The organism is Oscillospiraceae bacterium, assembly GCA_015068645.1.
In the GTDB taxonomy this organism is placed as follows: domain Bacteria; phylum Bacillota; class Clostridia; order UMGS1840; family UMGS1840; genus SIG452.
On record SVKD01000004.1, the window covers coordinates 14,134 to 33,061 of the forward strand.

At 40.8% G+C, this 18,928-nt stretch carries 19 protein-coding genes and 2 tRNA genes; 4 read left to right on the forward strand and 17 right to left on the reverse strand.

From position 1 onward, the window contains the following. Positions 1 to 300: 300 nt before the first annotated feature. Together E7413_02330 and E7413_02335 are read left to right on the forward strand one after the other, a co-directional pair. The gene (locus E7413_02330; GenBank protein ID MBE7018699.1) at positions 301 to 2,898 is read left to right on the forward strand and encodes an S-layer homology domain-containing protein; all 2,598 of its coding nucleotides are present in this window, start codon (positions 301 to 303) and stop codon (positions 2,896 to 2,898) included. Between the two features lie 143 nt (positions 2,899 to 3,041). Then, positions 3,042 to 5,222: an alpha-galactosidase gene (locus tag E7413_02335; GenBank protein ID MBE7018700.1), complete on the forward strand. Its 2,181-nt coding sequence runs from the start codon at positions 3,042 to 3,044 to the stop codon at positions 5,220 to 5,222. Positions 5,223 to 5,347: 125 nt separating this feature from the next. On the opposite strand, the gene E7413_02340 is transcribed toward E7413_02335, so the two are convergent. From E7413_02340 to E7413_02420, 17 genes are all read right to left on the reverse strand, one after another. Further along, on the reverse strand, positions 5,348 to 6,064 hold the full coding sequence (locus E7413_02340; GenBank protein ID MBE7018701.1) for a tRNA threonylcarbamoyladenosine dehydratase: 717 nt from the start codon (positions 6,062 to 6,064) through the stop codon (positions 5,348 to 5,350). Then, positions 6,061 to 6,924: a patatin family protein gene (locus tag E7413_02345; GenBank protein MBE7018702.1), complete on the reverse strand. Its 864-nt coding sequence runs from the start codon at positions 6,922 to 6,924 to the stop codon at positions 6,061 to 6,063. Before E7413_02345 ends, E7413_02340 begins: the two co-directional genes overlap by 4 nt. Positions 6,925 to 6,942: 18 nt before the next feature. Beyond that, positions 6,943 to 7,452: a hypothetical protein gene (locus E7413_02350; protein ID MBE7018703.1), complete on the reverse strand. Its 510-nt coding sequence runs from the start codon at positions 7,450 to 7,452 to the stop codon at positions 6,943 to 6,945. An 11-nt stretch (positions 7,453 to 7,463) separates the two neighbouring features. Further along, positions 7,464 to 8,081, reverse strand: a complete 618-nt coding sequence (locus tag E7413_02355) for a J domain-containing protein (protein ID MBE7018704.1) — start codon at positions 8,079 to 8,081, stop codon at positions 7,464 to 7,466. Between the two features lie 36 nt (positions 8,082 to 8,117). Continuing rightward, positions 8,118 to 8,930 carry a hypothetical protein gene (locus E7413_02360; protein ID MBE7018705.1) on the reverse strand — a complete coding sequence of 271 codons (813 nt, stop codon included), beginning with the start codon at positions 8,928 to 8,930 and terminating at the stop codon, positions 8,118 to 8,120. Between the two features lie 182 nt (positions 8,931 to 9,112). Further along, a tRNA-Ser gene (locus E7413_02365) sits at positions 9,113 to 9,203 on the reverse strand. Positions 9,204 to 9,365: 162 nt separating this feature from the next. Beyond that, a complete protein-coding gene (locus tag E7413_02370; protein ID MBE7018706.1) occupies positions 9,366 to 9,857 on the reverse strand; it encodes a hypothetical protein in 492 nt (163 codons plus the stop codon). Next, positions 9,850 to 10,248: a hypothetical protein gene (locus tag E7413_02375; protein MBE7018707.1), complete on the reverse strand. Its 399-nt coding sequence runs from the start codon at positions 10,246 to 10,248 to the stop codon at positions 9,850 to 9,852. The genes E7413_02370 and E7413_02375 overlap by 8 nt, the downstream gene beginning before the upstream one ends. After that, entirely contained in the window at positions 10,230 to 10,502 is a 273-nt protein-coding gene (locus tag E7413_02380) for a hypothetical protein (protein MBE7018708.1), read from the reverse strand. The genes E7413_02375 and E7413_02380 overlap by 19 nt, the downstream gene beginning before the upstream one ends. Next, positions 10,492 to 11,856 carry a hypothetical protein gene (locus E7413_02385; GenBank protein MBE7018709.1) on the reverse strand — a complete coding sequence of 455 codons (1,365 nt, stop codon included), beginning with the start codon at positions 11,854 to 11,856 and terminating at the stop codon, positions 10,492 to 10,494. Before E7413_02385 ends, E7413_02380 begins: the two co-directional genes overlap by 11 nt. A gap of 62 nt (positions 11,857 to 11,918) precedes the next feature. Next, on the reverse strand, positions 11,919 to 12,125 hold the full coding sequence (locus tag E7413_02390) for a hypothetical protein (protein ID MBE7018710.1): 207 nt from the start codon (positions 12,123 to 12,125) through the stop codon (positions 11,919 to 11,921). A gap of 263 nt (positions 12,126 to 12,388) precedes the next feature. Further along, a complete protein-coding gene (locus E7413_02395; GenBank protein MBE7018711.1) occupies positions 12,389 to 12,589 on the reverse strand; it encodes a hypothetical protein in 201 nt (66 codons plus the stop codon). Positions 12,590 to 12,781: 192 nt separating this feature from the next. Beyond that, positions 12,782 to 13,738 (reverse strand): copper amine oxidase N-terminal domain-containing protein, encoded by a 957-nt coding sequence (locus tag E7413_02400; protein ID MBE7018712.1) that lies wholly within the window; start codon positions 13,736 to 13,738, stop codon positions 12,782 to 12,784. 196 nt (positions 13,739 to 13,934) lie between these two features. Next, positions 13,935 to 14,567, reverse strand: a complete 633-nt coding sequence (locus E7413_02405; protein MBE7018713.1) for a cobalamin-binding protein — start codon at positions 14,565 to 14,567, stop codon at positions 13,935 to 13,937. 24 nt (positions 14,568 to 14,591) lie between these two features. After that, positions 14,592 to 14,666: transfer RNA gene (locus tag E7413_02410), tRNA-Arg, on the reverse strand. A gap of 110 nt (positions 14,667 to 14,776) precedes the next feature. Continuing rightward, on the reverse strand, positions 14,777 to 16,153 hold the full coding sequence (gene argH / locus E7413_02415; protein ID MBE7018714.1) for an argininosuccinate lyase: 1,377 nt from the start codon (positions 16,151 to 16,153) through the stop codon (positions 14,777 to 14,779). Positions 16,154 to 16,209: 56 nt separating this feature from the next. Then, a complete protein-coding gene (locus E7413_02420) occupies positions 16,210 to 17,418 on the reverse strand; it encodes an argininosuccinate synthase (GenBank protein ID MBE7018715.1) in 1,209 nt (402 codons plus the stop codon). 250 nt (positions 17,419 to 17,668) lie between these two features. On the opposite strand from E7413_02420, the gene ruvC reads away from it, so the two are divergent. Both ruvC and ruvA read left to right on the forward strand, forming a co-directional pair. After that, the gene (gene ruvC, locus E7413_02425; protein MBE7018716.1) at positions 17,669 to 18,166 is read left to right on the forward strand and encodes a crossover junction endodeoxyribonuclease RuvC; all 498 of its coding nucleotides are present in this window, start codon (positions 17,669 to 17,671) and stop codon (positions 18,164 to 18,166) included. Positions 18,167 to 18,205: 39 nt separating this feature from the next. Continuing rightward, positions 18,206 to 18,796, forward strand: a complete 591-nt coding sequence (gene ruvA, locus E7413_02430; protein ID MBE7018717.1) for a Holliday junction branch migration protein RuvA — start codon at positions 18,206 to 18,208, stop codon at positions 18,794 to 18,796. The last annotated feature ends 132 nt before the right edge of the window (positions 18,797 to 18,928 follow it).

Here is an 18,928-nt window from a genome sequence, read left to right on the forward strand (position 1 = left end):
AGAGTAATAGTCAAGAATGCAAACTGGATTTTTTTAGAAAAAATATTCTTTTTTTACAAAGAAAAAAATATGGAAAAAAGTTACTGCTTTTTCTTTCAAAATGGTAATTTTTTTGCATTGATTTTATGAATAATCTGTGCTAAGATGGGTTTGTAACAAACGAAAACATACGAAAGATTGCTTACATACTCAGTGCATACTCCTTATTTTGCTTACATATTAAGAAAATCGGCTCATTTGCCTTTGTTCTTGGTATGTAAGCAATTTTCATTTTATTTTAAAAAACGGAGGAGAAAAAGTATGACAAAACAGTCACAGTTTATGAAAAAGACTCTGGCAATGCTTTTGGGCGTTATTATGCTCATCGGTATGAGTGTTTCATCATTTGCGTATAACGTATCCACAGACCTTCAGGGTACCAAATACGAGGATGCAGGAGCAGTGCTGGGAGCTCTTGGTATTATGGTGGGTGATCCGGACGGAAACTTCCGCCCCGATGACGGCATTAAACGTTCTGAGTTTGCAAAAATTGCCGTTCACGTGATGGGACTTGAGGAATCTGCAAAAGCTTCCCAGTCTGCCACCAAATTTTTGGATGTGCCGTCTGAATACTGGGCAACCGGTTATATCAATGTGGCAGCGAACCAGAAACTGATTGTAGGGGACCCCGACGGAAACTTCCGTCCGGAAGACAGAATTTCCTATCAGGAAGCGGTTACCATTTTAACCCGTATGTTGGGTTATGAGCTGGCGGCGGAATCCAAAGGCGGCTACCCCGGCGGCTATCTGCAGGTGGCAAATCAGTATGGTTTCACCAAAAATGCTGCAGGGAGCGGTACCGAGGTGACCAAACGTGGCATTGCGGCAATTTTAACCTACAATGCATTAACCATCGGTATGATGGAGCAGACCGGGTTCGGTTCCAATTCTAATTTTGAAATTACCGATAAAACTGTATTAAAAGAATATCTTTCTACTGAGCGTTTTTCCGGTCAGGTAACCGGTAACTACTACACCAAATTAACCGCTGCAAGCGGTCTGGAAGAAAATCAGATTGAAATTGATTCCGTGGTGTATGAAACCACCGATAAAAATGCGGCAAATTATCTGGGACACCGTGTGAATTACTATGTAAGAACTGACGATAACGGTGATAAAACCGTCATTTTAGTAAGACCCGAAGCAGGCAGAAACAAAATCATGACCATCGACGGAGCTAACATTGAAACCGTGGAAGCAGGTCGTATCAACTACTGGCAGAACAAAGACACCGACAAAGCAACCAAATATGCAAAAATTTCCGCTTCTGCAAAAATGATTTACAATGGCACCTTCGTATCTTTTGACGAAGCAAAAATCAAAGAAAACGGTACTTTAGCGGGTAACGTGGAACTCTTGGACGTGGATTCCGATGACACCTACGATGTGGTATTTGTAAATGAATATAAAAACTTAGTGGTTGACGGTATCAGCAATTTATCTTACACCGTAACCGACAAATACGGCAATCCGTCCTTATCCTTTGACCCCGAAGAAACCGGAGTGAAATTCTCTTTAACCGACAAAAACGGCAACCCCTTCAAATTTGAAGAGTTAAAAGAATGGATGGTTATTTCCTATCTGGAAAATGAAGCACAGGATGTGTTAAAAGCAACTGTTATCACCGATAAGGCGGAAGGCACGGTTGTGGAAATGGAAGGCGACAAATTTAAAATTGGCGACAAATTCTATCAGAAAGCAGATAACTATACCGGTGAAATCAAATTAGATGACGAAGGCACCTTCTTCTTAGATATCCGTGGTCGAATTGCAGCAGTAAACACCAATTCCGCCCTGTCCGATAAGTACGCATACCTCTTGGATGCTGCAGAAGCAGATGGTATGAATGAGCATATTGACCTGAAACTTTATAATATGAGCGGGGAAGTGGTAATTCTCTCTTCTCACGATAAAATTTCCTTAAACGGCGGCAGCAGAGAAGCGGCAAAAACCGTTCTGGAAAAATTAAAAGCAGATGGCAAAGTAACCAAACAGTTAATCACTTATGAAGTAAACGCAGATGGTAAACTCACCAAATTAAACACGGCAGAAGATATTTCCGGCAGCGGTGTTACCATCAACAAAGACAAATTTGTGATGAACTATAAAGGTGACAACACCGCTTATAAGAAAACTTCTTCTAAATTAGGCTCTTATGTGATTACCGATTCCACTTTGGTGTTTGACATTCCTGCAACTGCAACCAATTCCGACGATTATGCCATCAAAAACAAATCCATGTTTGAAGACGGCGGTTTATACGATGTGGAAATTTACGATGCAGGGGAAGACCTTTCTGCAAAAGTAGTCATCGTGAAAAACTCCACCGGTCTGACCAGCTCCGAGAGCCCGATTGCAGTTATCAATAAAATTTCTCAGTCCAGAAACGACAAAGGCGAAATTGTAGACAAATTATATGCAGCACACAACGGTCAGATGATTGCCTTAGAAACCTCTGAAAAAGGTATTTTAGTAAACGGTGAAGGCAAACAGTTAAAAGCAGGGGATGTGATTCAGTTCAGAACCAACGCACAGGGTGTGATTGATAGAATCACCGTTCTCTTTGAAGTGGATGACAAAGCAACTGAGTTTACAAAAACCGACGGCGATATGCGTCTGGTATACGGTAAAGTAGACCGTAAGTTTGCATCCTCCATTAACGTAACCGTAAACGGCGGAAGCGTGGAAAACTTCTCACTTGACGGCGTGAAAGTTGTATCTGTGGATACCACCAAATCCTCCACTCAGGTGAAGTTAGCCGATGCAGGTGACATTCAGAAATACGATGCAAAGAGCCCCAGACTGGTGCTGATTCGTGAGTATAAAGACCAGGTCCAGGAAATTGTTATCGTAAGATAATCTCCTAAGAAAAAAGGCAGTCATCCGACTGCCTTTACATATTTTAAAAAAATTTAAAAAAACAAGAAAAATATTGACGAAATTGATAATTATGATATAATGATTATAACAACTTTTTTGCGTGAACAAGGAGATTTTTGGTTATGAGCATTTCCTATATTTCCAAAGAACAAATTTTTCATTTGCAGACTCCCAACACCAGTTATGTATTGGGCGTTTTAGACGGTAAACATTTGCTTCATTTATATTATGGAAAACGGATTGATGAATACACATCTATTTTAGATAATTTCCCCATTGCAGGGGAGTTGGCATTTTCGCCCATTGATGTTCCTGAACATTTTATGAGCACCAATATGCTTCCTATGGAATATCCTTGCTACGGCAGTGCAGACTTTCGTTCTCCTGCATTCCACGCAGAATATGAAGACGGAAGCTCCGTTACCTGTTTTGAATACGAATGCTATGAGATTTTTAAAGGCAAAAAGAAGCTGGAAGGACTGCCTGCCACCTACGTGGAAAATGACAGCGAAGCAGAGACGCTGGAAATCACTCTTTGTGACCGTTTGACCGGCGTAAAAGTGATACTCTCTTACACTGTTTTTAATCAAGTGGATGCCATTGCCAAAAGCGTTCGTGTGCAAAATGACGGGAATGGGGTTGTTACCTTAAAAAGTGTGCTTTCTTCCACCATTCATCTGTTTGATAAAAATTATGAGTTTGTGCATTTGGAAGGTGCTTGGGCAAAAGAGAGAAGTATCCAGAAAAGACCGCTGTTAAACGGTTGTATGCAAATTGACAGTAAACGTGTGACCTCAAGCCACCATCACAGTCCCTTTGTGGCGTTGGCTCGTCCTTATGCCACCGAAACACAGGGAGATGTGTACGGTTTTAGCTTCGTGTATAGCGGAAACCACATCGAGCAGGTGGAAGTAAACGAATTTGACACCGCCAGAGTGAATGTGGGTATCAATCCGTTCGGCTTCTCCTGGCAGCTTACTCCTAATGCCGAATTTCAGACCCCCGAAGTGGTGTTAACCTACTCCGATTGCGGCTTCGGCAAAATGTCAAGAACTTATCATAAACTGTACCGTACCCGTCTGGTTCGCGGGAAATACAGAGACGAACAGCGCCCTGTGTTAATCAATAACTGGGAAGCAACCTATTTTGATTTCAACGAAGAAAAAATCTTAAAAATCGCATCCAAAGCACAGTCTGTGGGTATTGACTTAATGGTGCTTGACGATGGTTGGTTCGGCAAACGAAATTCCGATAACTGTTCCTTGGGGGATTGGGTGGTTGACACAAATAAATTGCCCGACGGTATCGAAAGCTTAGCAACCAAAGTCAACGAAATGGGAATGAAGTTTGGTCTTTGGTTTGAGCCCGAAATGATTTCAGAAGACAGTGACTTATACAGAGCCCATCCTGATTGGTGTATTCACATTGAAGGAAGAAAATGTACCCCGGCAAGAAATCAGTTGATGCTGGATTTAACCAGAGAAGAAATCCGTGATTATATTGTGGATGCGGTATGTTCTGTGCTGAAATCCGCACCCATTTCCTATGTAAAATGGGATATGAACCGAAATGCCACCGAGCTTGGTTCCAAATCCTTACCGCCCCAGCGTCAGCAGGAATTTGCACACCGCTATGTGTTGGGCATTTATGAAGTGATGGAACGAATCACCTCCGCATTCCCCGATGTGTTATTTGAAGGATGCTCCGGCGGTGGCGGACGTTTTGATGCCGGTATGCTTTACTATTATCCCCAGTACTGGACCAGCGACAACACCGACGGGGTGGAACGTCTCTCTATCCAGCACGGCACTTCTATGGTGATGCCTGCTTCCACTATGGGAGCACACATTTCTGCTGTTCCCAATCATCAGGTAGGAAGAACCACACCTCTTACGTTCCGTGGTCACGTTGCGATGGCAGGTCAGTTCGGTTACGAATTGGATTTAAACACCTTATCCGATGAGGAAATCGAAATCGTAAAAGAACAGGTGAAACTGTATAAAGATATTCGTGATATCGTTCAGAGAGGGGAGCTCTACCGTCTGGCAAGTCCCTTTGAAGGAAACAATACCTCCTGGGAATATGTGCACGAAGACAGAGTTGTCCTCACTTATTATACCATCCGTGCGAGAAGCACCACAGGGAAAACCAATGTGAAACTTTGCGGTTTGGATGAAACCGCAAAATATACGGAAACAACCGGCGGTAAAACCTACAGCGGTTCTTACCTGATGAATGTGGGCCTTTATTTTGAAGATAAAAAAGATTATTCTTCCACTATGTTGATTTTCCAAAAACAATAAACAGAGCAATACTAAAAAATAAAAAATGCTGACCAATTTGATCAGCATTTTTTTATTGTGAATACAACAAGGTTCCGGGGCACCCGACCGCAATCTTTGATTGCGTCATCGGGTCGGGTTCTTATTTATTTGTTCTTCACAATATCTTTTATCACTTCGCCGGCGATAATTAGTCCTGCAACCGATGGTACAAAGGCAACACTTCCGGGTGCTTTTCGTCCGGTGGTTCCCTTGTCTTCAGCGGAAGCATCATATAAAGGAGTGAGCGGTTCTTCTTTGGAATACACCACTTTTAAATGGTCGATTTTTCGTTTCCGAAGCTCTTGGCGCATCACTCTTGCCAAAGGACAAACCGAGGTTTTGGAAATATCGGTCACTTCCAACTTTGTGGGATCTAATTTGTTGCCCGTTCCCATAGAAGAAATGATGGGGATATTTAATTTGTGTGCCGTTTCAATTAAATGAAGCTTTGCTGTCACCGTGTCGATGGCATCTACGATATAGTCGATGCCCGAAAAATCAAAGTCGGTTTCAGGCAGATAAAATTCAGTTTTTAAATGCACTTTGGCATCGGGGTTAATGGATAAAATCCGTTCTTTTGATACTTCGGTTTTATACTGTCCCACGGTATCCTGGGTGGCAATCAGCTGACGGTTTAAATTGGTGAGAGAAACGGTATCGTTATCCACCAAAGTAAAGGTGCCAACACCGCTTCGGCATAATGCTTCCACCGTGTAGGAACCCACTCCGCCCAAGCCAAATACTGACACGTGTGCTTTTTTTAGTTTTTCTACCCCTTCTTTTCCAAGAAGAAGTTCTGTACGGGAGAATTGGTTCATTATGCTTCCTCCGCATTAGATTTTTCTGACAGTTTTAACACTTTTCGCATTTTCTTTTTCATATCGTCATAGCCGATTTTCCAAACAGCCTTTAATTGGTCGGGATTTTTTTCAAACCGTCCCACAGCTAAGGGAGCATCGGGGGCAATCACCACAGCTTTTCCGTCTTTTTCTAATTGGTCTATGAAGGCTAAGCTTTCGTTATACTGTTGGTGACGATGGTCCAATGCATCAATCATTTTCGGATATTTTTTATACATCCGTTTATAAACGCTTCTGAATTTTTCAGGTTTTTTGACAAAGCCTCGTTCTCTTGTTAAAACCACGATCACTTTGTCACAACCGTCTTCCAACGCTTTTTTTACGGGGATGGAATCTGCTACACCGCCGTCTAAATATTTCCCGCCTTGATACTCCACAATGGGAGCAAACACCGGCAGGGAAGAGGATGCCCGAAGTACCATGTTTTTCGGTTCTACGTGAGATTTATCAAAATATTTGGCACGTCCTGTGATAACGTCGGTCACACCCATTACAAATTCGCAGGGAGATTGGAAAAAAGCGTCATAATCAAAGGGAATCAGTTTGTTGGGAATTTCATCAAAGAGAAAATCCATACCGAACAGAGATTTTGTGGTGAGATAATTTTTCATTCCCAAATATCGGCTGTCGGTAATATATTCTGTGTTCGTGCGATAAGCTCTGCCTTTTTGACCCGACACATAAGAGGAGCCGTTGCAGGCACCTGCAGAAACACCGATCACGTAATCTGCACGGAAATTTTCATCCATCAGGCAGTCCAACACCCCGATGGTGTAAATTCCACGCATGCCGCCGCCTTCCAAAACAAGTCCGATTTTCATAAAGGGGTTTCCTTTCCGCTAAAATTTGAATCTTCGTAAACGAATGGCATAAAACTGAATTGCCCGCTCCAATACAATATCATACAGCACAATCACTGCCATTAACAACACATACAATAGCCAAAGTGCATCTTCAAAGGGGGCAAATAATCTCATCACAAAGTATGCCGCTACCGAAAGTAAACTCACCCATACCAATTTGATGACCCAACGGATGGCTTTGGAGAATACTTTGTGGTCCACAATATGCTTCACGATAGGGTAGTGGGTAATGATAATGGCATAGGCAACCATATCCACCTTACTTGCCACTAACACAAAACCTAACAGCGTAATTACGGCGCAGGTAGCAATTCCGTAACGAACGCCGTATTCTTCTGTGGCAACATAGGTGAAAAAGGTAGAAAACAGATAGAAAAATGCGGTTACCGTTGGTAAAATGTTGGTGATTAAAAGAGACAATGCTCCCAGTGCAGAGAGCATTGCGCAAAAGGTTATTTTTTTGGTTAAGGTTGTTGATTTTCTCATAAGGCACCTTCCTAACAGCAGGAGATCAAATCGCCGCCCATCATTTCGCAGCAACAGTCTGCACAAAGAAGGTTACTGCAACAATCGCAAGTGCTCATACCACCGCCGTAACCATAGGTGTTGCCGGTTTGCTGGTATGTCTGCTGGCGACGGGATACACTGTTTAACATATTGCGGTATTCCATATTGGAGGGTTCCATATCCACTGCTGTCTGCAGATGTTGGATACCTTCAAAATGCCAGCCCTTGTTTAAATAAACCACACCGGTTAAAAAATGCCACTCTGCAGAACCGTCATTTAGGCGATTCAGTTCTTCTTCCGCTTCTCGGAAACGTCGCATCCGAATCATTGTCCGCACGTTCATAAAGCTGGAGGAACCGGAATGGTTGTAAGAACCGGAATAACTTCTGCTGCCGGAATAGTTGGAACCGGAACTTCTTCCCGCACGTTCTTTTGTGATTCTGTCATACGCTTCGTTGATTGCCTGCAGTTTTTCTTTGGCAAGGTCTTCTAAAGGATTATCTTTATATTTATCGGGATGATATTTTTTCACCAGTTCCCGATAGGCTTTTTTGATGGTTTCATCACTGTCGGAGGGATTTACTCCTAAAATTTCATAGGGATTCATAAGGGGTCTCCTTTTTAAATTGGTATATCAAAAAAATTAAAATGATTCCACTGTTTTTCGTAGTCCTAAGTAAATAATATTATCCAAGAGTTCTTTGTTTTTATGGATTGTCAACAGCTCATAGGCGTTGGCAATTTCACTTAAGGTGTAAGTAAGGGCAGGGACAAGTTCCTTTTTTAAGTCTTCTTTTTTTATCTTGTTTTCACTTTTTGCTAAAAACGGATTGTAGTTTTTCTTTTTTTGGTCATGCTCTAAGTCCATATAGGCATCTGTAAAATAGATAAACCGCCCGATGTGATAACCCACTGTTGCTAAAGGTAGGTTATTACCGTCACGGTCAAACAATGCTTTGGTTAATTTCCCGAAACAGTCTGCCACCTCGTCCGGATTTTTGCAATTTTCCTGTTCTAATTTGCTGAGGTTTTCTAAATTTTCACGAATTGCCTTTGCTTGGGTGGGATGTTTTTTTTGTACCCGTTTCATGGGGAAATAATACCAAAGACGAGCAAAACTTTTTGGAGATTTTTCGTCATTCCAATCGTCTTTTAATTTATAATAGGTGAGTAGCACCGACATATCCGCACTGTATTGGATACCTTCATCTTTACGGATCACGGGACGTTTTGAAATCGGGTGAGCAATACAAGGCTGATGTTTTAATGTGATTTCGGCTTTATTCAGCGAGGAAATCAAAATGGCAAGGAAGGTCATATCATAGCTTAACCCGAATCTGGTTAACTGATTGAACTGTTTTCCAAGCATTTTGCATAAACCGCAATAATAGCCCCGAAACACATTATAATCGCAGACCCGTAAGAGGTCTTTGTGGGCATTCACATAACCGAACATAATTGACTCCGTTTTTATTGTTTAGAAATTTATCTATAATTATCCATTATAATATTTTTATTCTATCATAGTATTGTGAACTTTTCAAGAAGTTTCCATTTTTTTATTGTTGGATTCGAATCTTTATGTGATATAGGGGATTGCACAATAAAAAAGCATCGACATTTGTCGATGCTTTTTATTGGCGGAGAGAGAGGGATTCGAACCCTCGGTTGGGGTTAACCAACACACACTTTCCAGGCGTGCGCCTTAGACCAGCTCAGCCATCTCTCCATAAGTTTATTCGGTTGTATCTCGAACACCTAAAATATATTAACAGAAAAATAATCAAATGTCAAGCTTTTTTTATAAAATTTTTAAAAAATTCTGAAAAAATAAAAATACAGAAAAGCGGTCTTCTGTAATTTTTTGGTAGGAGACCGCTTTTCAAAGATTTTATGAAATACTTGCTTGCAAAAGTGACGGTACTTTGTCATCAATAATTATGCCGAACAAACTTTCCGTCATTTTAATTAGCCCTGTTTTTTTATAACGGGAAATGGAACTGATGCTGAATGCAAAATGATCTGCCGTGTCTTCGATGGTATGTTCTTCTACATAGTAATACTGAAGAATTTCTCTGATGGTATCGTTAGGGATGTTTTGCATTGCATAGGTGATTTTATGAAACAGATGTTCCGCACGAGCGATGGAAGCTTCTGTTTTTTCGATATAAGTATCGTACTCCTGCTCAAAATTTCCTTTGGATTTTTTTAAAAAGGAAATAATGGCAGTTTTTTTGTCGGTTTTACGGGCAATTTTGGAAAATTCCAAAATATCTTTTTTTGCACTGCTAATATAATTTTCCAATGTTCGCACACTTTTTAACATTCTTTTTGTACGTTGCAGATACGGTTTTGCCTCACGGTATGTAAATATTTCATTCATTACTTTCAATCCTTTCTTTCATATGGTTATCGGATTCTTTTAATTCGGAAAGCACGGATTCGGCCAATGTAATTAAACGTTCCCGAAGTACTTTATCCGATAAATTCATCTCCTGACTTTCTTCTTTCGGTTCAGTTTTCGTTTTCAAAAGATAGGTTACAAATGAATGGTTGAACCGTTTCGTCAGGGCACCGGCAATGAGCCTTGCATACACGGTGTCTCTGGCAAATTCCAGGGTATCTCTTAGTTTCTTATGTTTTTTGGCAAGGGCGTCCGCTTGTTTTGTGCTAAGGCCGTATTGCACGAAGAACTCGTCTAACACAATGTGATCTTCGTCCCTCAGCCATTCCAATAAGGCATCTGCCAAAGAACTTACGGAGAGCTTTTGCATTTGGATTTTCTCTCCTTTCGGCGATAATACTGATGCACTTTCTGAAGTTTTTCGGTAAGCTCCTCTTTTTCCAAAGTGAGCCGTCTTCTTTTTGCCATCAGTGCGATAATGCTTTCATCATACACGGTGATGGAGAGTAAATCACATAAAATTCGGGCAGTAGGGAGGGGGAGTTTGTAGTTTTCTTCCGCTACCGTCAGACGGATGATATCGCCTTCACGGTACGCCTCCACACTTGGTTCTCTAAAAGGCACGGCGAACGCCTCCTTTCCGTCCGGGTGACCACACTTTTTTTATTGGCGTTTTTTCACGGATTGACATCACATAGTAGCGAAGTTCATCTAAAGCATGGTCATCTTTCTTATACGGTTGATCACTACCCGGCTGAAAACGGTACCCTTTGATTTCCCGAATCAAATTGGGACAATTTGCAAAGATGTAAAGTCCTGCTTTTCCGTCGGGATAAAGCTCTTTATCAGGATGGGAACGAATTTTTAAAGCTTCCCGTACCTGCTCAATGCCAACCCATTTGGATTTTTCCACCTTGCTGTTTACCAAAATTTTATGACGGTAAAACAAGTCAGACACGCTTTTATCTGATGCCAGGGTTTTCTGGTCGGCAGCACTGTCAATTAAGGCATGAAGATTGCCGTTTGGGTCGGTGTTCCAACCAAGTTCTTTTGCAATCTGATGAATTTCACGGGCGTGTTCTTCCACACTTTTTCCACTTTCGTAATGCTCGCGGATGACGTAAATGGTTCCGTCGGGATCACGGGCATAAAAATGGCAGGAAGTTGGCGCATAAAATCCGGGGTCGATACTAATGTTATCGTACCATTCTTTTGGCACATCAAACGGGTCAATTACATGAATATTTTCCCGAAATTCCTTGTAAACCAACCCTGATTTTGCCACAAACCTTCCGTACTGACGTGCTTCGCGTTCTTCTTCGGTCAATGATTCTTTCATATATTCAATTTCTGACGGATGAAGATAAGGATTATCTTCCCATTGCATAAAAAATGTTTTAATGCCGTTGTCGTTTCGCTCATTTAAATAAATTTGCTCATACACCCAGCTTAAGCCGGAGAGGGGAGTCATGGTGCCCCACATTACACCCATGGTATCTACCACTCTCATCCGGCACTCGTCAAAAATTTCTTTGGGAGGTTCTTCGTCGAACCACACAAAATCAAGGCTTGTCCCTTGAAATTTGGCACGTCCCTGTTCACAGACCTTGAATCCAATCACGCTGTCTCCACCCGACTGAGATTTCACCACAATAAAATCCAAAATAGCATTTTTCGGGTCATCTGCTTCACCACGGCGTGCCACAATTTTTTTAATCCAGGATGGTTCCAGCCACCTTAGAATTTCTTTTTGTGCCACATCTCTTTGCACCTCGTTGGTCAAAGAAACCACCCATCCTTTCATTGGCTTGGAAATGGTGCGATAAGGATGGTTGCCTCGGGCAAACCAAACGGTTTCCACTGCCCCTGCTACTGTTTTTCCTGTACGGTTTCCACCGAAAACCCAACGGATACGGGATTGGTCTTTGTGAAATTCTATTTGCTTTTTATGGAGTCTCACATCGGTCAGGTAGGGCATCTCATTATTATAATACCGTAGGCGACATTTGGTCAGCCGTCTGTTTCTCTCTTCCCAAAGAGCTAAGAATTGGGTAATGTCTTCGCGGATGTTTTTGATAATTTTGCCCCTCCTTTTTGAATTGCTTTCACACAGTTTTTACATAAAATAATCTTTCGTGACAGCGGTTCCTTTTCTTCTCCGAATAAATACTCGCCACGGTTTAAGCAGGTGGGAGTCTCACATTGCAGAACCAATTCACCACGATATTCTTTTAACACAATCGCCAAGTTTTGTTCGCCTTCTTTCTTACTTCGTTGTTTTGTTTTCTTTGTGTTTTTTGTTTCTTTTTTTCAAAACACGAACAAATGTTCGCTTTTGTGTTTATTATAGCACTCAATTTTTATTTGTCAACCCTTTTTTTAAAATTTGACCAGAATCTTTATCATTTTCATAAAACTTGATAAAACGGGGGAGAAATCCCCAAAATTTCAACAAAAAAAGACCGTTTTCAAACGGTCTTTTCTCATATGTATTTCTAAGAATATATCATTTATTTTTTGGAACTTTGTTTGTTAGTGCTTAACAATGCTGTCACAACGCAGAAAATGCTCAAAAGAATAATTACGGAACGAGATATCATCTTTGCTGTATTTTCGTGTTCGGTACCGTTAAAAACCAGCAAATAACCAATCGATGCAATCATTGCCACAATAATCAGAATAATTCCTGTAATTCGCCAAGCTTTTTTCATAATGTGTTTCTCCTTTTTCAGAATTGTTAATGGAACAAGCATTTTTTTATTCAAAAAGACGCTCTTTTATTCAAATACGAAATAAAAAGGCTATCGTTCTCGTCAGAGGAAAGATGGTAGGGGACGCCACCCACATCATCCCGTTACAGCATTTATGGCTACAGTGTAGTATTCTATTGTAGTGGTTTCTTGTTATTTTCCAATGATTTGATTAAAAAATGCATCGGTTTCTTGTGGGGTAGTTCCGGCAAACAGATAACGGAAAACATATCCGCTTTTCTGTGTCACAATCAGTTCTTTTTGGAATCCGTCTGTGCTGCTTAAAGTAACTGTGTTGTATTCTTCCGGATAATATTCCCCGAACCATTCTCCTGCCGGTGTATAAGTGGTAACTTCGAATGTATTGTCTGCAATCATTGTAACGCCGGTGATGGTTTCATCCGGAAAAGCTTCTGATGCATAATATCCGGAAGAGATGGTGGAACCGTTAAATTTCAAAATTAAATAATAATACTGGTTTTGAGAAGGATCGACATCATATTCACATAACCAATTTCCCTGAAGTGCAGAAAGTAACTCTTCCGTTTTGATATTTGCAGATTGTTTGGTTGAAAGTTTCACAGTATTGGTATTTGCATCCCAGTTAACGGATAATCCCAATGCATCGGAAACAGCTCTGACAGGTAGGTAAGTAGTTCCGTCGATAATAAAAGGTTCCACGTAAGTTCCATTGGCATCAGTTGGAGTAATTTCTTGATTGTTCAGCGTGATTTTGATATTGTTATACCACAAATTTTTTTGAATGGAACCTGCGGGGAGCACATTTTTTGAAACACTTGTTGATATATCGTTTGAGGATTGTTCTGAAGATAATTTTACAGTATAGGTATTTGCGTCCCAGTCGACATGAATCCCTAATGCATTGGAAATAGCTCTGACAGGTAGGTACGTGGTTCCGTCGATAATAAAAGGTTCCACGTAAGTTCCATTGGCATCAGTTGGAGTGATTTCTTGATTGTCAAGAGTAATTTTAATGTTGTTATACCACAAATCTTTTTGAATTGTGCCAACGCTGGCAGATACACTTGTTGAAGAAATGATTGCGGATATCAGGGTTCCTAAGATTACTCTTTTCATGTTATGTTTCATTTTTATGTTCTCCTTAAAACAAAAATATTTTTATTCTTCATCTTGAGAATTCGCATCTTTAGATTATCATATTTTCGTCGAAAATGCAACAGTTTTCTGAAAAGGAATAAGCTTTTTTGATCGGGATACAAAAAATCCCTTCTGTTAATCAAAATGACAGAAGGGATGTAAGAGATTATAACTTATTTTGAAAAAATTATTTACAAGCAGAAAGTGCCACTTCGGAACAGGTTGCCGCATCGGGGGTATAATAATCTGCCATAATCTGTTCACAGAATTCCTGAGTAACGGGAGCGCCGCCAATCATAATGGTGACATTGTCACGGATGCCTGCCTCAGTTGCTTTTAAAATCACCTGTTTCATTTCGTTCATGGTGGTGGTTAAGAGGGCAGAGCAACAAATTACCTTGGCATTATGCTCAATGGCTTTTGCAACAAAGGTATCTGCGGTGACATCGGTTCCCAAATCAAATACTTCCAAGCCTTTTGCTTCCAGCATCATTTTGCAGATGTTTTTCCCGATGTCGTGCAAATCACCTTTTACGGTACCGATCACAGCAGTTCCTTTTTTAGATACACCTTCGGATACTAAAAGGGGACGTAGCAAGTCCACGCCCGCATTCATAGCCCGTGCCGCCATCATTACTTCAGGGATGAACACTTCATTTTTTTTAAATTTTTCACCGATTACAGCCATACCGGAAAGCAAGCCTTCTTCCAAAATCCTTTCAGCGGCAATGCCTTCGGAAATTGCTTGGTTTACCAGTTCGGTTACTTTGGGCACTCTTCCTCGTTGTAACACGGTGCACAGTTCTTGTAATACGCTCATAAACGTCTCCTTTAAACAAAAATATGGCACCCCTGGCGCGAATCGAACGCACGATTAGTCCTTAGGAGGGACTCGTTATATCCACTTAACTACAGAGGCTTACCGCAGAGAATACAAAAATGTTGCAAAAACGCAAAATGCCTTTGCTATTCATTTTTGTGATTCTCTGATTTTGGTATTGATGTTTTTATTTCTGCGAGTATATATGCTTAAAGATTCTTTAAGAAATCTTTTGCATTGCTGATAGCCACGCCCAATGCTTCGGGGGAGGGACCACCATATACATTTCTCTCATTCACACAGGTTTCCAAAGAAATTGCCTGATAGTAATCTTCTTCAATCAGTTCGGAGAATTCTTTTAATTTGGAAAGGGGGATTTCTTCTAACGAAATCTTTTCACCGATAGAGTAGGATACCATTTCGCCAATCACTCTGTGAGCATCTCTGAATGGCATCCCTTTCTTTACCAAATAATCTGCTGCATCGGTTGCATTGGTGAAACCACCTTTGGCACCGTTTCTCATTTTTTCGGTGTTAACAGTCATGGTTTCAATCATTTTAGAGAAAATGGGTAAGCACATTTTCACGGTTTCGTAAGCATCAAATAACGTTTCCTTATCTTCCTGCATATCTTTGTTATATGCTAAAGGAATTCCTTTTAAAATGGTTAAAATGGTGATTAAAGAACCGTACACACGACCGGTTTTTCCACGGGTTAATTCTGCAATATCGGGATTTTTCTTCTGAGGCATAATGCTGGAGCCGGTGGAATAAGCATCATCCAAGCGAATGAAGGAAAATTCGTCACTGCACCAGAGAATGATTTCTTCCGAAAAGCGGGAAAGATGCATCATAATCATAGAAAGGTCGAAAATGAATTCTGCCACATGGTCACGGTCGGAAACACCGTCTAAGCTGTTTTCGGTGGGACCTGCAAAACCAAGCAGTTTTGCAGTTAAGTGACGATCCAAAGGATAGGTTGTGGTTGCCAATGCACCGCTTCCTAAGGGACAGAGGGACATTCTTCCCAAACAGTCGCACAAACGTTCATAATCACGTCTAAACATCTGAAAATACGCCATCAAGTGATGACCTAAGGTGATAGGTTGAGCCTTTTGTAAATGAGTATAACCGGGCATAACGGTTAATTTTTCAGCTTCTGCCAGATTGGCAATGGTGGAAAGCAGATTTTTCACTTCACCTTTGATATCGTTGATGGCATTTCTGGTATACATTTTCACATCCAGCGCAACCTGGTCATTACGGCTTCTGCCGGTGTGAAGTTGTTTGCCGATGCCTTCCAATCTTTCAATCAGAATGGATTCGATATTCATGTGAATATCTTCCGCTTCCAAAGAAAATTCGATTTTGTCGTCCTCGATATCTTTTAAGATTTTTCCCAGTTCTACCTTGATTTTTTCGGCATTCTCTATCGGGATAATACCTTGTTTTCCCAGCATGGTAACGTGGGCAATACTGCCTTCGATATCTTCTTTATACATTTTGCAGTCAAAGGAAATGGAACTGTTGAAATCGTCCACCGCTTTGTCTGTTTCTTTATTAAATCTTCCGCCCCAAAGCTTCATGATTTTCTCTCCTAATTCTCCAAAAAAGGAGGCACTGCCTCCTTTTTTCGGGTTTCTTATTTCTTGTTCTTTAAGTCAACCAATGCTTTCATTTTGGTTTGTAAACCAAACAGGTTGATAAAGCCTTCTGCATCTTTCTGATTGTAAACTTCGTCTTCGTCGAAGGTTGCATATTCTTCAATGTATAAGGAATGGTCAGATTTAGAACCTGCAGACATAATGTTACCTTTATACAGTTTTAATCTAACAGTACCGGTCACATTTTCCTGAGTTTTATCAACGAAAGCGGACAATGCTTCTCTTAAGGGGGAGAACCACAGACCGTCATAAACCAGTTCTGCAAATCTTACAGCCAACTGCTCTTTATAATGCATGGTGTATTTGTCTAAGCACAGATATTCTAAATCTCTGTGTGCAAAGTATAACACTTTTCCGCCGGGAGTTTCGTAAACACCTCTGGATTTCATACCAACCAGACGGTTTTCTACGATATCGTCAATACCAACGCCGTTTCTTGCAGCGATTTCGTTTAATTTAGTCACAACGCCTAAGGGAGACAGTTTTTCGCCGTTTACGGCAACAGCGTCACCTTTTACGAAGTCGATTTCTACATATTCTGCTTTATCAGGAGCAGCTTCGGGAGTTACCATCAGGTGTAACAGTTTGTCATACTGAGGTTCGTTCCAGGGATCTTCTAAGTCCTGACCTTCGTGAGACAAATGCCAGATGTTTCTGTCCATAGAGTAGTTATCTTCTTTGGTAACGGGAATGGGAATGTTTCTTGCTTCTGCATATTCAATTTCCTGATCTCTGGATTTGATATCCCAGATTCTCCAGGGAGCGATGATTTTTAAGTCGGGAGCCAGTGCTTTGATGGTTAATTCAAAACGAACCTGGTCATTACCTTTTCCGGTTGCACCGTGACAGATCGCAGTTGCGCCTTCTGCTCTTGCAATTTCAACCAGTCTTTTTGCAATACAAGGTCTTGCGTGGGAAGTACCCAGTAAGTATTTTCCTTCGTAAACCGCACCGGCTCTTACGGTGGGGTAGATGAAGTCTTTTACATATTCTTCTCTTAAATCTTCAATGTAACATTTGGAAGCGCCGGTTTTAATGGCTTTTTCTTCCAGACCGTCGGTTTCTTTGCCCTGACCAACGTCACCGCAAACAGCGATAACTTCATAATCATAGTTTTCTTTTAACCACGGAATGATGATAGAAGTATCAAGTCCTCCCGAATAAGCTAAAATAACTTTTTCTTTCATCTTGCATTTCTCCTTTATATATGCTATAATATAATAAACGGATTTTGAGTTTTTTGAAAAAACTGTTGAAAAACAAATTTTTTCTAACCCATCTCCAAAATTATACTACATTGTTTATAAAAATGCAAGAGTTTTTTGAAAAATATTTTGAAAAATATGAAATAAATCTTGATTTTTCGCAAGTGATGAAAGAAAAGGAGAAAAACCGTATGCAAATTTATGCATAAAAACGGTAATATTTTGCAAATTTATGAGAATTTTAGGAATTGATCCCGGCTATGCCTTGGTGGGAATCGGGGCAATTGAATACGTCGGGAATAAATATTCAGTGATAAAATATGGAAAAATTGAAACTTTTTCGAAGGAAGAGATGTCTAAAAGATTGGAAACCATTTTTCGGGAGATGAATTTATGGCTTTCAGAAACCAAACCGGATGTGGTGGCAATTGAACAACTCTTCTTTAATACCAACACTACCACCGCGATTGCGGTTGCCCAGGCGAGAGGTGTGATTCTGCTCGCTTGTCAGCTTCAGGGGGTGCCTGTGTTTGAATACACGCCCTTGCAGGTGAAGCAGGCGGTGGTTGGATACGGGAAGGCGGAAAAAATTCAGGTGCAGAAAATGGTGAAAACAATATTGAATCTGGAGAAAGTTCCCAAACCGGACGATACAGCCGATGCACTTGCTATTGCAATTTGTCACACTAATCATAGCGGTTATCACAGTTATCTGGACAAGTTGAAGTAACTATTTTTACGATTTTTTGGAAAGGACGACATCCTTATTATGTACTATAGCATTACAGGACTTGGCGAAGCCAAAGAAAATTTTTTAGTGATACATACCGGCGGAATTGGATATAAAATCTACACTTCCAACACTACTCTGGCAAGAGTAACCAATCATCAGGAAATGACGGTTTATACTTACCTGAACGTAAAAGAAGACGCCATGGATTTATACGGATTTGCAACCGAGGAGGAACTTTCCACCTTTAAAATGCTTCTTTCGGTATCAGGGGTAGGTCCCAAGGCTGCACTGGCAGTATTATCTGCACTCACTCCCACTGAATTTGCTATGAGTGTTGCCACCCAGGACGCACAAAGTATCACCAGAGCCCAGGGCGTTGGTAAAAAGTTGGCAGAAAAAATCATTGTGGAATTAAAGGACAAGTTAAAAGGGGTTGACCTTCGTGAAATTGCAGGGGATACACCTCAGACAGTGTCCGTTTCCAATGATGTTTTACAGGAAGCGGTAAATGCTCTGATGGTGCTTGGTTATTCGGCATACGAATCCCGTCAGGCAGTGAAGTTTGTTTCTTCGAAATCAAATCAGTTAGAAGAAATTATTAAACTTGCACTCAAAGAATTGATGTAGTCTTGAAAAATCACTCATCTTGCACTTTTACGCTCATTTGCGTACACCAGGTACGCGGCATTCGCTGAAAAGCACAATCTAAGCAATTTTTCTGCAACTTGTTGTGTAAGGAATTCGGCAGAAACTATCAAA

Coding starts and splice junctions, on each gene's coding strand:
- E7413_02355 (MBE7018704.1), bottom strand. CDS start 8,081: ATGAATCCCTATGAAATTTTAGGAGTAAATCCCTCCGACAGTGATGAA.
- E7413_02395 (MBE7018711.1), bottom strand. CDS start 12,589: ATGAAAAAAGCTTGGCGAATTACAGGAATTATTCTGATTATTGTGGCA.
- E7413_02345 (MBE7018702.1), bottom strand. CDS start 6,924: ATGAAAATCGGACTTGTTTTGGAAGGCGGCGGCATGCGTGGAATTTAC.
- E7413_02400 (MBE7018712.1), bottom strand. CDS start 13,738: ATGAAACATAACATGAAAAGAGTAATCTTAGGAACCCTGATATCCGCA.
- ruvA (MBE7018717.1), top strand. CDS start 18,206: ATGTACTATAGCATTACAGGACTTGGCGAAGCCAAAGAAAATTTTTTA.
- E7413_02385 (MBE7018709.1), bottom strand. CDS start 11,856: ATGCCCTACCTGACCGATGTGAGACTCCATAAAAAGCAAATAGAATTT.
- E7413_02370 (MBE7018706.1), bottom strand. CDS start 9,857: ATGAATGAAATATTTACATACCGTGAGGCAAAACCGTATCTGCAACGT.
- argH (MBE7018714.1), bottom strand. CDS start 16,153: ATGAAGCTTTGGGGCGGAAGATTTAATAAAGAAACAGACAAAGCGGTG.
- E7413_02335 (MBE7018700.1), top strand. CDS start 3,042: ATGAGCATTTCCTATATTTCCAAAGAACAAATTTTTCATTTGCAGACT.
- E7413_02350 (MBE7018703.1), bottom strand. CDS start 7,452: ATGAGAAAATCAACAACCTTAACCAAAAAAATAACCTTTTGCGCAATG.
- E7413_02360 (MBE7018705.1), bottom strand. CDS start 8,930: ATGTTCGGTTATGTGAATGCCCACAAAGACCTCTTACGGGTCTGCGAT.
- E7413_02405 (MBE7018713.1), bottom strand. CDS start 14,567: ATGAGCGTATTACAAGAACTGTGCACCGTGTTACAACGAGGAAGAGTG.
- E7413_02330 (MBE7018699.1), top strand. CDS start 301: ATGACAAAACAGTCACAGTTTATGAAAAAGACTCTGGCAATGCTTTTG.
- E7413_02420 (MBE7018715.1), bottom strand. CDS start 17,418: ATGAAAGAAAAAGTTATTTTAGCTTATTCGGGAGGACTTGATACTTCT.
- E7413_02375 (MBE7018707.1), bottom strand. CDS start 10,248: ATGCAAAAGCTCTCCGTAAGTTCTTTGGCAGATGCCTTATTGGAATGG.
- ruvC (MBE7018716.1), top strand. CDS start 17,669: ATGAGAATTTTAGGAATTGATCCCGGCTATGCCTTGGTGGGAATCGGG.